Origin of the sequence: Nostoc sp. C117 (assembly GCF_043099735.1) — a bacterium.
Classification (GTDB): domain Bacteria; phylum Cyanobacteriota; class Cyanobacteriia; order Cyanobacteriales; family Nostocaceae; genus Nostoc.
In genome coordinates this window covers 3,883,731-3,897,303 of record NZ_CP170991.1, presented here as the reverse complement: position 1 = coordinate 3,897,303, position 13,573 = coordinate 3,883,731, and the positions used below count along the sequence as shown (strand labels likewise).

Genomic DNA, 13,573 nt, shown 5'->3' with positions numbered 1-13,573 from the left:
ATAAATCGGGGTAAAACTGCAAGATTCTGATGTCTTCACAAAAGCAGCAACTTGCTCGATTCTATTATCAATAGTAAAATTACCTACTTTTATAGCTTTACAAAAACACCAATTTTCTTGATGATAAAAAGGAAATTAATATTCAAAAATCATTGATTATTAATGTAAATAAGTGTGTGAAAACTCGGTAATGACAAGGCTTCAATCAGTTTGAATTAACCTTCTAACCTTATCTTGAAGTAAAGAAATGGTAACTCTACATACCTCAAACTTCCAAGTAAATTCCGTAATTTCCACATCTCATTCCCACAGCCTAGTCTTCATAGACATGGCGCTTGAAGACTATCAGAGTTTAGTTAACGGTGTTATATCTGACACAGAAGTCTTCGTTATTGACTCGACAGAGAACGGTGTTGAACAAATTACAGACATTTTGGCAACTCGTGCTGGCCAGAATCTTCGCAGCATTCACATTGTTTGCCACGGTGTCCCAGGTCGCTTGCAACTGGGAAACACCCACTTAGGACTCGATACCCTGGAATACTATAGCCAGCAACTGCAACAATGGCAGAAGATATTTTCCGCCTCATCCAAAACTATAAAATCTGTAACCAACTTACTCATCTACGGTTGCAATGTTGCTTCCGGTGATGCCGGAGCAGAATTTATCGAAAAACTGCACCAACTCACAGGGGCAAATATTGCTGCTTCGCGTCAGCAGACAGGCAATGCAGCATTAGGTGGGAACTGGGAACTAGAAGTCTGCACCGCAGAGATGGAAGTGACTTTAGCGTTTACAGAAACGATGCGGGAAACTTACGCAGGAGTCTTGGCGACCTTCACAGTCAATAATACCGGAGATGGGGATGATGGCGATCGCAATAACGGCGTCACCACCCTACGGGAAGCAATTGACTTAGCCAATGCCACTGCTGGGGATGACACCATTATCTTTGGGGGCGTGTTCAGCGATAACACACCAGATGTTATCACCCTCACCTCTGGAAAACTGACAATTACCGATGATGTCAGCATCTTGGGAACTGGGGCATCTAAGCTCACGGTGAGCGGGAACAATGCTTCCAGAGTCCTCGATATATCGGGATTAGGAACAGATGTCAGTATCGATGGTTTGAAAATTACTAATGGTAATGATACAAGCAATGGCGGCGGTATTTTCGTCTCTGGCGGAACCATTCTCAACCTAACTAACAGCACTGTCTCTGGCAATACAGCAAAGTACTACGGCAGCGGAATCTCTAACAGTGGCATCCTCAGCTTACTTAACACTACTGTCTCTGACAATACAGCTTCCTTCGGCAGTGGCATCTCTAACACTGACTATGGCAGCCTCAGCCTCATTAACAGCAGTGTCTCTGGCAATACAGGTTCCTTCGGCAGTGGCATCTATAACGTAGGTATTAGAGCCAGCCTAACTAATAGTAGTGTATTGAGCAATACCGGAGGTGGCATCTATAATAATGCCACCGTTACTGGTCAAGATGGTAAAGCTACTCTCTATCAGTCTAGTTTGCTCACCGTTACCAATAGCAGTATCTCTGGCAATACGGGAAGCGGCATCTATAACGTAGGTGGTTTTCTTCGCCTTACTAATAGCACTGTCTCTGGCAATACCGAAAGCGGCATCTTTAACTCGTACTTCTCTGATGGAGCTTATGGAGGAACATCAGGTTTAGCTATCGTCACTAACAGTACTGTATCTGGTAATACGACGACTACTAGTGGCGGCGGTATCTATAACAATACCATCCTCACCCTCAGCAACACCACGATTACCAATAACACAGCTGACTCGAACCGCGATGGTACTGGCGACGGAGGCGGTTTTTTCGACGAAGGTCAGACTATCCCTGTTGGCAATACCATCATTGCAGGCAACTTCGATAAGTCCACCTCCGGCAACATCAACCCCGACGTAAGTGGTAGCTTCGCTGACTCTGGCAATAACCTAATTGGCAATAATACTGGTAGCAGTGATTTTACTACCAGCACCCTCGTTGGTACCAGCACCAACCCCATCAACCCAAAAATCGGACCACTGCAAAATAACGGTGGTGCGACCTTAACTCACGCCTTACTTGCGGATAGTCTCGCAATTAACGCAGGCAATAATTCCCTAGTTCCTGCTGGTGTGACCACCGATCAAAGAGATACTGGATTTGAGCGGATATCCGACGGTGTGGTTGATATTGGTGCTTATGAAGTCCAGTCAACCAGCCCACCTCCTCCTGTCAATACGGACACAGTGGTAACTAATACCAACGATTCTGGGGCAGGGTCATTGCGGCAGGCTATCCTCAATGCCAATGCTACTGCTGGGGCGGATACAATTACCTTTGCGGGAGTGTTCACTGATGCCACCCCAGATATTATTACCCTCACCTCTGGAAAATTGACGATTACCGATGATGTCACCATCTTCGGAACTGGGGCATTGAACCTCACACTCAGCGGCAATAATTCATCGGGCGTATTTGAGATATCTGGTTCTGGGACAGATGCCACCATTGACGGCTTAAAGATTACTAATGCTAATGATGCCTTTGGTAGTATTTTGCTCAATAGCAATGCCACCCTTCATTTGACCAACAGCACTGTATCTGGTAATACTGGGTCAGTAGGTGGCATCTTTAACAGAGGCAGCCTCAGCTTGAGCAATACCAATGTCTCTAGCAATCGAGGGACATCGTTAGGAGGTGGCATATTTAACACAGGCAATCTCAGCCTTACTAGCAGTACTGTCTCTGGCAACAATACAGTTTACTTCGGTGGCGGCATATCTAATACAGGTAACCTCAGCCTTACTAACAGCACTGTCTCGGATAATTCAATATCCAGCATCATCTATAGTTATCTGTATGCACCTGGGATTCAGATAGTCGATACTTATGGTGGTGGTATTTTTAACACAGGCAGCCTCAGCATAACTGGAAGCACTGTCTCTAGTAATGACGCCTCCTACGGTGGCGGCATTTTTAACCAAGGCAGCTTTAGTCTGAACAATAGCACTGTCTCTAGCAACAAGGGGTACAAAAATGGGGCTGGCATCTCTAACAAAGGCATCCTCAACCTCACTAACAGCACCATTACCAACAACTTTGGGATGTTTTATGAGGACTTTAATCGTTTTTATGGTGATTATGGAGGTGTTTTCAATTACTCTGATGGTACTGCCATTGTTGCCAATACCATCATTGCAAGTAATACTGGCTTTCAAGGCGAGGTTTTCGGCAACTTCACCGACCTCGGCAATAACCTAATTGGGAATAACGCCAGTAGCACAGGCTTTACCACCAGCACCCTCGTCGGCACCAGCGCCAACCCCATCGACCCCAAACTTAGCCCCCTACAAAATAACGGTGGTTCAACCTTTACTAATGCCTTACTTGCCGATAGCCCCGCCATTAACGCAGGTAATAATGCTCTGATTCCACCTGGTGTCACCACCGATCAACGCGGCGCTGGATTTAACCGAATATCTGAGGGTACAGTTGATATTGGGGCTTTGGAGTTTAACGGGGTGAATGGAACCGCTGGTTGTGATAACCTAGTGGGTAACAATTATGGCGACATAATTAACGCTCAAGCTGGGAATGATACCATCACAGGTAATCAAGGCAACGATATCCTAACTGGTGGCGGTGGCAAAGATAAATTTGTTTACAACTTAGGTGACGGTGTTGATACCATCACCGATTTTGGTGGACTAGGTAAAGGCTCAAATCCCTCACCAGCAGTCATTGCTGAATTGGATACCCTCAAATTCCAAGGTACTGGATTGACAGCCCAAAATCTGCTACTCACCCAAAATGGTAACAATCTGGAAATCACCTTTGAAGGGGTGGCTGATGACAAAGTTATCCTACAAAACTTTGCCCTGGAAAACCTAGACAACCTATGGACTCTGGGCAATATCCTGTTTAATGGGCAAACCTGGATTCGTGATAGCTTTGATATCTTGAATGCTAACTCCACCCAAAGCAGCATCTTCAATAAAAACACAGTCACCTTTCTCAATGACCTGAACAACAATGTCAATGGCTTTGACAACTCAGCAGATGTGATTAATGGTCAGGGGGGTAATGACCGCATCGACGGTAAGAGTGGTAATGACCTGCTGCGGGGTGGTGCAGGTAACGATACCCTGATTGGCGGTGCAGGTAACGATACCCTCATTGGTGGTGCTGATAATGATAGCCTGATCGGCGGTACTGGCAATGACATCCTCATTGGTGGTACAGGTAACGATACCCTAACTGGTGGTAGTGGTCATGACCAGTTCATATACCAAACCTTGAATCATGCTGGTGATAGAATCACTGACTTTAATCAGAGTGAGGATAAGTTAGTTCTGACTAACCTGTTTAGTAGTCTAGGCTATAGTGGTACCAATCCCATCTCAGACCGCTATCTCCAATTTGTGCAATCAGGTACTTCTACAGTAGTGAATTACTCTTACTATGGTGATGGTAATTTCTTTTACACCTTGACAACTTTAAATAATTTCACGGCTACAAATCTGGTAGTTGGTACTAATGTACTTGTCTAAACTCTATATTTAGACTGTACGGTGGAATGTCACTCAATACGGTTCGGATAAGCATTTTTCACTTTCCTTATGGTCTGGGAAATGGGGTTGCGGGTAAAAGGTAAAGGATGTATTCAAAACCTTTCCCCTTTAACCCAACCGTATTGGAATGTCACTTACCTGACAGCAGTTTTCAATATATTTAGACCACACTCTTATATTTCTCTCTCTCTGCGCCACCCTACGGGAAGCCGCAAAGCGTCTATTGCGTGAGATAAAAAGATGTGGTTCATTTACCTGAAAATAGCTGTAAGCAAAAGTTATTGCCCAGATCCCCGACTTCTTGAAGAAGTTGGGGATCTAAATCCAACTAAGTAAGTGTCATTCGACAGTTTTACTACCTTCAACCCAACCTAGAAATATTCTTAATCAAACCTGTATTGAACTCAAGTCAACTATGAGTTATGAATGCGATCGCTATCAGAAAAACTTTGCTCGTTACTCGCTTGTTAGGTTATTTTTCAAATTGGCTATGTAAAAGCTAAGCTTGTAATACTGAAAACCATTACCAACCCTTCAAAAATTAGGACTCAATCAACACAAGTTTGCGAACCTGAGAATTGTTTCCCTGAGAACGGCGTGATGAAACAGCACTGAGCAAAAACTTCCAAGAGTGAGGAGAAAGTACAGATATATCTATCATTGAAAGAAAACTCTTGATATTTTTTTGCTTCAGTGCTACCAAAAGCCAATGAAGTTTTAGGTAATTTTTTATATCCTGAAAAACAGGAATTTTGGACCGATATTGGTCATTTACCAAGGAGTAAATTTTCTCCTTCATTAAAATATTTGTCGCCAACCGCCGAGATAAAGAAAACTTTTGATTATAAGCACCAGGCCAGATAGTCCGGTAAGCAAGACACTGATTCAAAAAAACAGCATCGCCAAACTGAGCAATCCGAATCCACGAATCAATGTCATCACAGTTCGCATCAAGCGTAGAGTCCCAACCACCAGTTTGCAGAAAAGCATCACGCTGACAAGCTACTTGTACAGGTGTGCCAAAAGGTACAACCTCTAAGAGCATACCGTAGTGAATATCAGCTTGTGGGATATAAAAAGCTAAACCGGGGCCAACTTGGGGAGTGCGAGAAAGTTCAACTTCATTTCCATCTACTTGAGCCGCCACACAAGAGCAGATTACAGCATCGGGACGAAGGGCGATCGCTTTAGACATTTCTTCTATACAATTGGCAGCCAGATAGTCATCATCATCGAGAAACTTAATCCAATCGCCACTGGCTTTGGCAACTCCAGCATTTACCGTCGCTGCATGACCCTGGTTCACTTCGTTACGATGATAAACTACTTTATCGCCTAAACTTTTGACATAAGCTTGGGTGTCATCAGTAGAACAGTCATCAGCAACAACCACCTCACACTCCATCGTTTGATTCCAAGCTGATTCAATTGCTCTTTTTAGCAAGTCCAGGCGATTATAAGTACTAATGACAACGCTAAATTTCATAAATTCCTACTTGTGGTACAGCATTTTGCAATATAGCTTCCCTTTGCAGACTGTTGTATCAGTAAAATTATCAATCTCCAAAGGTAGACTGAAATAGGATTATCGATTTATGATTGATGATTGTGAGTTTTTTTCAGCAGAAAGAAAGATATGAACGCTCAAGAGATTATCCGCTCCATTGAAGCGGAACACCTAAAATCAAATCTGCCCGATATTTACGTGGGCGACACCGTAAAAGTGGGAGTGAAAATCAAAGAAGGCGAAAAATATCGCGTCCAACCCTACGAAGGAGTCGTAATTGCCAAGCGGAATGGTGGCATCAACGAAACAATTACAGTTCGCAAAGTTTTTCAAGGCGTGGGCGTTGAGCGGGTATTTTTATTGCATTCTCCCCGGATTGACAGCATCAAAGTCTTACGTCGCGGTAAAGTCCGCCGTGCTAAGTTGTATTATCTCCGCGATCGCGTCGGCAAAGCAACCCGGATCAAGCAACGGTTTGACCGTCCTTTGTAATTTCCCTGTTAAAAGTATGGGAGAAATCTCAACCTTCAAGCGGCATCCGCCGCTGACTTGTTTTCTCAATGGAATTGAGGTATGATAAAAATCTCGTATTGCGTTAAACTAAGTTAAACTAAAATTTAGTTCAGTTCAGCGCAATAACTGAGTTAAAAACAGCTTGTGCGCTCTTAGTTCAGTTGGTAGAACGCAGGTCTCCAAAACCTGATGTCGGGGGTTCAAGTCCTCCAGGGCGCGCTCAACAGCAATAAACAAAGCCCGAAATAATTACGCAGCTGCTAATATAGCAGTTAGCGTTAATAATTTCGGGTAAACTTATTGTATTTGTAGCTGTTTTGATTCCAGTAAATGGATAGAGTCAAAGCTGCAAACCTCGATAACCGAATTTTAGATTTTAGATTTTGGATTGAGAAAAAAGTTTAAATCGACAACCCAAAATCTAAAATTAAGCGCCCTTGCCGTAACGCATCGGTTAAATCTCAAATCCAAAATCCAAAATTCAAAATTGAGTGACAAACGGGGGATAAACGGCCATGGCCAAAAAAAGTGAAGCAGAATTGCCAGAAACTACCAATGGGTTCAGCTTTGGTAACTTTATACAAGGAATCAAAGAAGAACTCGAAAAAGTAGTTTGGCCTAGTCGCAAGCAGATCGTGAGCGAATCCGCCGCCGTATTGTTAATGGTGGCACTCTCCGCATCTTTGATATACTTGGTCGATGGATTGTTCGGTTGGGCAGCAAAACAGGTGTTCTAATGAGTTTTGCAACAGATGAACCACGCAACTCAATGTTGCAGTCAGAAGAAACAGCAGAAACGGCAGAAGCAGCGTCAAAAGAAGCACGCTGGTATGCAGTGCAAGTAGCCTCAGGCTGTGAAAAGCGTGTCAAGACTAACCTAGAGCAACGCATTCAAACTTTTGATGTCGCTGACAAGATTGTCCAAGTAGAAATTCCGCAGACGCCAGCGGTGAAAATCCGCAAAGACGGCAGTCGCCAGCATACAGAAGAAAAAGTTTTCCCTGGCTATGTGTTGGTGCGGATGATGATGGATGATGATACTTGGCAGGTAGTACGAAACACCTCCCATGTCATTAATTTTGTTGGCTCAGAACAAAAACGTGGTAGCAGCAAAGGTCGCGGTCATGTCAACCCCATACCACTGAGTTCTTCAGAAGTAGAGCGGATATTTAAACAGACCAGCGAACAAGAGCCAGTGGTCAAAATTGACATGGCTAGTGGTGATAAGATCATGGTGCTTTCTGGTCCATTTAAGGACTTTGAAGGTGAGGTGATTGAAGTCTCTCCAGAGCGGAGTAAGCTTAAAGCCTTGCTCTCGATTTTTGGCCGGGATACACCAGTAGAATTGGAATTTAATCAGGTAGAGAAACAGAGTTAAATACAAATGGCGAAGAAAGTAGTGGCGGTCATTAAACTGGCCTTGAATGCTGGAAAAGCCAACCCAGCACCGCCAGTAGGCCCCGCCTTGGGTCAACACGGCGTCAACATCATGATGTTCTGCAAAGAGTACAACGCCAAAACAGCAGACCAAGCTGGAATGGTCATACCTGTAGAAATTTCGGTTTTTGAAGACCGGAGTTTTACATTTGTACTCAAGACGCCACCAGCGTCAGTACTGATTCGCAAGGCAGCGAAAATAGAAAGAGGCTCCAATGAACCCAACAAAAAGAAAGTTGGGAAAATCACTAGAGCGCAATTGCAAGAAATCGCCCAAACCAAACTTCCTGACCTCAACGCCAACGACATCGAAGCGGCAATGAAGATTGTGGAAGGAACTGCTAAGAATATGGGCGTAACAGTTTCGGATTAGTCATTGGTCATTAGTCATTTGTAACTGACGAATGATAAAGAACAAAAGACAAATGACAAAAGACAAATAATTAAATTTATCGGGGGAGAGGCAAAGCTTCGAAGTTACCCCAGGAGAAAAAATGGCAAAAATATCGCGTCGCTTGCAAGGGCTGCAAGCAAAAGTAGAAGATAGGGACTATCAACCCTTAGAGGCTTTAGCCCTTTTAAAGGACACAGCAACAGCTAAATTTGCTGAAGCCGCTGAAGCACATATCCGGTTAGGAATTGACCCCAAGTATACAGACCAACAGTTGCGGACAACGGTAGCACTGCCCAAAGGTACAGGACAAATTGTCCGAGTGGCGGTGATTGCCAGAGGTGAAAAGGTAAACGAAGCAAGCAACGCTGGTGCTGATTTAGTTGGTTCAGAAGAACTGATTGACGAAATCCAAAAAGGGATGATGGACTTTGACAAGCTGATTGCCACACCTGATGTTATGCCACAGGTGGCAAAGCTGGGTAAATTGCTTGGTCCTCGTGGTTTGATGCCATCGCCCAAGGGTGGAACCGTGACATTTGACGTAGCAAGTGCGATCGCTGAATTCAAAGCTGGTAAATTAGAATTTAGAGCTGACCGAACTGGCATCGTTCATGTTATGTTTGGTAAGGCAACATTCTCGCCTGAAGATTTGTTAATCAACCTGAAGGCATTGCAAGAGACGATTGACCGTAACCGTCCTTCAGGGGCTAAAGGTCGTTATTGGCGCACATTTTATGTAGCTGCGACGATGGGTCCATCAATTAAAATTGATATCAGCGCCCTACGAGATTTGAAACTAAGCGAAGTAGGTTAACTTTTTAGTCATTAGTTATTATTCATTTGTAAAAGCAAAGGACAAATGACTAATGACAAAATTAAATAAACCAAGCCGGAGACAGCAGGTGCTAATAGCTTAATATCCTGCCGAGGTGAAAACTCTAAATTGCCACTAATTAGCACAAAACCTATTAAGGTGTGATAACTATGGCATCAAGAGCTTTACTAATCAACCCCGGCTGTGTCAGCTGGGGTTTGTTGTTTTCGATTTAGTTGAGAAAAAACGCACAAGTAGGGAAATCGTCGATTGTTTTGAGGAGGTGAGATTGAAATGGGTAGAACGCTAGAAAATAAAAAAGAGATTGTAGCTGACCTCAAAGAAACTTTGAGTAAGTCAACTCTGGCACTGGTAATTGAGTATCAGGGACTAACAGTTGCTGAAATTACAGATTTACGTCAGCGTTTACGTCCGAGTGGCGCTGTTTGTAAGGTAACTAAAAATACCCTAATGGGCATTGCCATTCAAGATCAAGAAAAATGGCAGCCATTATCAGAACTGCTCAAAGGTTCTTCAGCTTTTTTGCTAGTCAAAGACGATTTTTCATCTGCAATTAAGGCTTACCAGGACTTTCAGAAAGCCACCAAGAAGACAGAACTTCGCGGCGGTGTGATGGAAGGTCGCCTACTCAAAGAACCTGATGTCAAGGCTCTGGGAGACTTGCCATCTAAGGAACAACTCATCGCTCAAATTGCTGGGGCTATCAATGCCTTGGCTACGAAGATTGCTGTGGGTATCAACGAAGTTCCTGGTTCACTGGCTCGTGCTTTGCAAGCTGTGGCTGATAAAGAACAAAGTAGTGGTAGCACCGAAACTGCTGCTGTAGAAGATAGCAGTACCGAACCTGTTGCTGAAGGTGATAGCAGCGCCGAACCTGCTGCTGAATAAACTTCACGGTTCATCAGTCAAGAGTCAAAAGTCTATGTTCAAAGACCAATGACCGATGACAAATAAATAATCAAAATTACAGGAGTTATATCAATGTCTGCTGCAACCGATAACATTTTAGAACAACTAAAAAGTCTTTCTTTGCTGGAAGCTGCTGAGTTAGTTAAGCAAATTGAAGAAGCTTTTGGCGTGAGTGCTGCTGCACCCGTTGGCGGTATGATGATGATGCCTGGTGTTGGTACTACTACTCCTGCTGAGGAAGTCGTTGAGCAAACCGAGTTTGAAGTGGTTCTGGAATCAGTTCCCGCTGATAAGAAGATTGCCGTACTGAAGATTGTCCGCGAATTGACCGGTCTGGGTCTGAAAGAAGCGAAAGACTTAGTGGAAGCTGCACCGAAAGCTGTTAAAGAAGGTATTGCTAAGGATGCTGCTGAAGATGCTAAGAAGCGCATCGAAGAAGCTGGCGGTAAGGTGACTATCAAGTAGTCACAATTATCTAGTTTTTTATTAAGGAGCCTGAATCAGGCTCCTTTTTTGGTGTTGCTGGTTCCGATTTGACAATGAGAGGCGATTTTCACAATGAGACGCGATAAATCGCCGTCTCTACAAGTGTTTTGATCTTATCTAGCTTTGTTTTCTACTGATAACCGGCTGCTTGTAACAGAAACAACTTGGCATAACGCCCTCCTAGCTGTAACAATTCTTCGTGAGTTCCCTGTTCTATAACTTCCCCGTTTTCTATAACTAGGATTTTGTCAGCCATGCGTACCGTCGAGAAGCGATGGGAAATCAAAAGTACCATCTGATTTTGAGTAATAGCCCGAAAATGATTGAAAATCTCAAACTCAGCTTGGGCATCAATTGCTGACGTTGGTTCATCCAATACTAAGATATCTGCTTGCGATCGCATAAAAGCACGAGATAGAGCAATTTTCTGCCACTGTCCCCCCGAAAGTTCCTGTCCTCCCTTAAACCAACGACCAAGCTGAGTCTGAAAGGTTTGGGGTAATTGGTCAATAAAAGATTGAGCCATGCCTTTTTCGGCAGCAGTTTGCCAGCTGGTTGTGTTTTCGAGATGTTCTACATCACCGACGCCAATATTCTCCCCCACTGTGAACTGGTAGCGGACAAAGTTCTGAAAAATCACACCAATGCGACGCCGCAGCACATCCACATCCCATTCCTGCAAGTCCAAGCCATCTAAGAAAATTCGCCCAGAGTCTGGGGTATAGAGTCGGGTAAGTAGTTTGATTAAGGTGGTCTTACCAGAACCGTTTTCACCGACAATTGCCAGTTTTTCTCTCGGTTGCAAATGCAGTGAAATGTTTCTCAACGCTGGCTTGGAACTCCCCGGATAAGTAAATGATACGTTCTCAAAACGAATACCATCCTGGGGATTTAAACCAATGGTTGCTTTACCCCAAGACTTTGGTACTTTCTCTTCCAGGAAATCGTAGAGATTTGATAGATATAGATTGTCTTCATACATCCCTCCAATAGAAGTGAGGGCATTGGAAAAAGTCGATTGTCCTTGGCGAAACACAGTGAGATACATTGTCATATCTCCCAAGGAAATCTTACCTAGCACTGTTTCCAAGACAATCCAAGCATAAGCTGCGTAAAAAGCGCCAGTACTTAATAAACTTAGGAGATATCCCCACAATCCTCGCCGCAGAGTTAAATCGCGGTCTTCACCATAGAGTTGATCGAACAGGTCGCGGTAACGTCCTAGCAGCATCTTTCCTAGCTGGTAGAGTTTGACTTCTGTGGCGAAATCTTCTCTTGCTAGCAGATTTTCTAAGTAGTGCTGTTGACGAGTTTCTGGCGCACGCCAACTAAACAAGCGAAAGGCTTCTCCAGCAAACTTCGTTTCTGCTATAAATACAGGCATAGCCGCCAAAATCAGTACCACCACCGCCCAAACTGAGAAATTTACTAGCAAAATACCGTAAGTAATCAGCGAAAGGGCATTCTGCACCAACCCAAAGGTGCGGTTTACTAACGAAAGGGGACGAACTGATGCTTCTCGTCGGGCATTGGTCAATTTGTCATAAAATTCTGAGTCTTCAAACTGCCTAAGATCGAGTGTCAGCGCCTTTTCTAAGATCAGTACATTCACTCGCTGACCCATTAGCGCCCGCAATAACGACTGACAAATGATGATTCCCCGCTGACTACCTGCTAGTAAAATTACAGCGATCGCTTCTAATCCTACATAAAACAGAGCTGGGTAAATATTGACAAAACCATTGCTCTGTGAATTAACTTGAGATGCTAATACCACTGCATCCACAATTAATTTACTAATGTAGGATATCGCCGCCGGTAAAAGACCAGCCAATAAAGTGAAACTAGCTAGAAGAATAGTAAGCGATCGGCTTGTAGTCCATATTAAGCTGACAGCCCGTCCACTGTAGCGGAAAACCGTCAGCGATTGGCGGAGGATATTTCTTTTTTTTTAATCTTCATTTTTCTTGCCGCGAGATACCCCAGCTTGGGCGGATCTTCCTGACTCTATTAAATCTTTATTAATTTTACATTTTTCTAAGAATGTTGGCTTTAGACCGCTGAGTTACCTGTTGGGGTATGGCGAAATTAATCCGTTGGATGCGATGCTTAACTTCAGTAAGTGTGAATTTCTTATTAGAGATAGTTGAAAAGCGAGTCGGCGCAATCGACTTAGCAAGGTGTTTAGACAATCATGAATAAAATTTAAAATGATAACGAGGTTGAGCTATGAATTCTACAGAACCACCCCAGCAGCGTCCTGAAGAAAGTGTGACTTTTGTCATCAGTAAGTCAACTAGGAACGTATTTCTTGCGAAGATACTCATACTTTTAGGCTTAACCCTACTGGCTGGTTATTGGTTTGCAAGAGATAGTGCCAATAAGTATGAGAAAGGTCGTGAACTAACACAGGAAAAATATCTAGAAAGGTTTGATGAGTACAAAGGCGCTTTACTAAATGCCAAACAGTACGATGATAATCCGCTATTTGCAACCTTTATAATGCTTATAGTTGTATCGTTCTTAATTGGTTCGTATGAGTTAACTGCTTTGATAATAGGTTTTATTATTGGGAAAGTGATTAGGCGGTAAGCCCCAGCCCTTTCAACGCGAACAAATGAACTACTAAACCAAGGGCTGAAACCCGCTCCCAGACTACAGCCAAAAATTATGCTTCTGGGCTATCGATGCCAGTTTATGCGATCGCACATCGAAAGCGGTCAATTTATTGCCTCTAGAATTGAGCATTTTTTTGGAGAATCTCGCCTAATATAAGTCTGATTATGTAAGGGTTTATTGAGGGTGTATTTTTGGAGGAAAATATAGTACAAATGATCGCGTTGAAAGGGCTGGCGGTAAGCGGACTATCGAAAGTCGATGGTTTGAATGCAAAGGTGACTA

Annotated in this window: 11 protein-coding genes, 1 tRNA gene and 1 other annotated feature; of the genes, 10 read left to right on the top strand and 2 right to left on the bottom strand. The window is 43.5% G+C overall.

Annotated features, from left to right (window positions below):
* Window positions 1–247: 247 nt before the first annotated feature.
* Window positions 248–4,570 carry a DUF4347 domain-containing protein gene (locus tag ACFG4S_RS16765; protein WP_392535848.1) on the top strand — a complete coding sequence of 1,441 codons (4,323 nt, stop codon included), beginning with the start codon at window positions 248–250 and terminating at the stop codon, window positions 4,568–4,570.
* 562 nt (window positions 4,571–5,132) lie between these two features.
* Here ACFG4S_RS16765 and ACFG4S_RS16760 read toward each other — a convergent pair.
* On the bottom strand, window positions 5,133–6,077 hold the full coding sequence (locus tag ACFG4S_RS16760) for a glycosyltransferase family 2 protein (protein WP_392535847.1): 945 nt from the start codon (window positions 6,075–6,077) through the stop codon (window positions 5,133–5,135).
* Window positions 6,078–6,227: 150 nt separating this feature from the next.
* Between ACFG4S_RS16760 and rplS the strand changes: the two genes are divergently transcribed.
* The 8 genes from rplS to rplL all read left to right on the top strand — a co-directional run bounded on the left by rplS (window position 6,228) and on the right by rplL (window position 10,651).
* Window positions 6,228–6,590 (top strand): 50S ribosomal protein L19, encoded by a 363-nt coding sequence (gene rplS, locus ACFG4S_RS16755; RefSeq protein ID WP_118168186.1) that lies wholly within the window; start codon window positions 6,228–6,230, stop codon window positions 6,588–6,590.
* Window positions 6,591–6,757: 167 nt separating this feature from the next.
* Window positions 6,758–6,830: transfer RNA gene (locus ACFG4S_RS16750), tRNA-Trp, on the top strand.
* A 296-nt stretch (window positions 6,831–7,126) separates the two neighbouring features.
* Window positions 7,127–7,348, top strand: a complete 222-nt coding sequence (gene secE / locus ACFG4S_RS16745) for a preprotein translocase subunit SecE (RefSeq protein ID WP_190879730.1) — start codon at window positions 7,127–7,129, stop codon at window positions 7,346–7,348.
* The gene (gene nusG, locus ACFG4S_RS16740; protein WP_392535846.1) at window positions 7,348–7,989 is read left to right on the top strand and encodes a transcription termination/antitermination protein NusG; all 642 of its coding nucleotides are present in this window, start codon (window positions 7,348–7,350) and stop codon (window positions 7,987–7,989) included. Before secE ends, nusG begins: the two co-directional genes overlap by 1 nt.
* 6 nt (window positions 7,990–7,995) lie before the next feature.
* Window positions 7,996–8,421, top strand: a complete 426-nt coding sequence (rplK, locus tag ACFG4S_RS16735; protein WP_392535845.1) for a 50S ribosomal protein L11 — start codon at window positions 7,996–7,998, stop codon at window positions 8,419–8,421.
* 121 nt (window positions 8,422–8,542) lie between these two features.
* A complete protein-coding gene (rplA, locus tag ACFG4S_RS16730) occupies window positions 8,543–9,256 on the top strand; it encodes a 50S ribosomal protein L1 (protein WP_392535844.1) in 714 nt (237 codons plus the stop codon).
* A gap of 57 nt (window positions 9,257–9,313) precedes the next feature.
* Window positions 9,314–9,488, top strand: a sequence feature (ribosomal protein L10 leader region).
* A gap of 62 nt (window positions 9,489–9,550) precedes the next feature.
* The gene (rplJ, locus tag ACFG4S_RS16725; protein WP_392535843.1) at window positions 9,551–10,165 is read left to right on the top strand and encodes a 50S ribosomal protein L10; all 615 of its coding nucleotides are present in this window, start codon (window positions 9,551–9,553) and stop codon (window positions 10,163–10,165) included.
* Window positions 10,166–10,258: 93 nt separating this feature from the next.
* Window positions 10,259–10,651 carry a 50S ribosomal protein L7/L12 gene (gene rplL / locus ACFG4S_RS16720; RefSeq protein WP_392535842.1) on the top strand — a complete coding sequence of 131 codons (393 nt, stop codon included), beginning with the start codon at window positions 10,259–10,261 and terminating at the stop codon, window positions 10,649–10,651.
* A gap of 151 nt (window positions 10,652–10,802) precedes the next feature.
* Here the strand turns inward: rplL and ACFG4S_RS16715 are convergent, their stop codons facing one another.
* The gene (locus ACFG4S_RS16715) at window positions 10,803–12,611 is read right to left on the bottom strand and encodes an ABC transporter ATP-binding protein (RefSeq protein ID WP_392536003.1); all 1,809 of its coding nucleotides are present in this window, start codon (window positions 12,609–12,611) and stop codon (window positions 10,803–10,805) included.
* 290 nt (window positions 12,612–12,901) lie between these two features.
* Here ACFG4S_RS16715 and ACFG4S_RS16710 point away from each other — a divergent pair, with 290 nt between their 5' ends.
* On the top strand, window positions 12,902–13,264 hold the full coding sequence (locus tag ACFG4S_RS16710; RefSeq protein ID WP_392535841.1) for a hypothetical protein: 363 nt from the start codon (window positions 12,902–12,904) through the stop codon (window positions 13,262–13,264).
* Window positions 13,265–13,573: the final 309 nt, after the last annotated feature.

Excerpts from the sequence above, each read along its gene's own strand:
- ACFG4S_RS16765 (WP_392535848.1), top strand. The coding sequence starts at position 248 with ATGGTAACTCTACATACCTCAAACTTCCAAGTAAATTCCGTAATTTCC.
- ACFG4S_RS16760 (WP_392535847.1), bottom strand. The coding sequence starts at position 6,077 with ATGAAATTTAGCGTTGTCATTAGTACTTATAATCGCCTGGACTTGCTA.
- rplS (WP_118168186.1), top strand. The coding sequence starts at position 6,228 with ATGAACGCTCAAGAGATTATCCGCTCCATTGAAGCGGAACACCTAAAA.
- secE (WP_190879730.1), top strand. The coding sequence starts at position 7,127 with ATGGCCAAAAAAAGTGAAGCAGAATTGCCAGAAACTACCAATGGGTTC.
- nusG (WP_392535846.1), top strand. The coding sequence starts at position 7,348 with ATGAGTTTTGCAACAGATGAACCACGCAACTCAATGTTGCAGTCAGAA.
- rplK (WP_392535845.1), top strand. The coding sequence starts at position 7,996 with ATGGCGAAGAAAGTAGTGGCGGTCATTAAACTGGCCTTGAATGCTGGA.
- rplA (WP_392535844.1), top strand. The coding sequence starts at position 8,543 with ATGGCAAAAATATCGCGTCGCTTGCAAGGGCTGCAAGCAAAAGTAGAA.
- rplJ (WP_392535843.1), top strand. The coding sequence starts at position 9,551 with ATGGGTAGAACGCTAGAAAATAAAAAAGAGATTGTAGCTGACCTCAAA.
- rplL (WP_392535842.1), top strand. The coding sequence starts at position 10,259 with ATGTCTGCTGCAACCGATAACATTTTAGAACAACTAAAAAGTCTTTCT.
- ACFG4S_RS16710 (WP_392535841.1), top strand. The coding sequence starts at position 12,902 with ATGAATTCTACAGAACCACCCCAGCAGCGTCCTGAAGAAAGTGTGACT.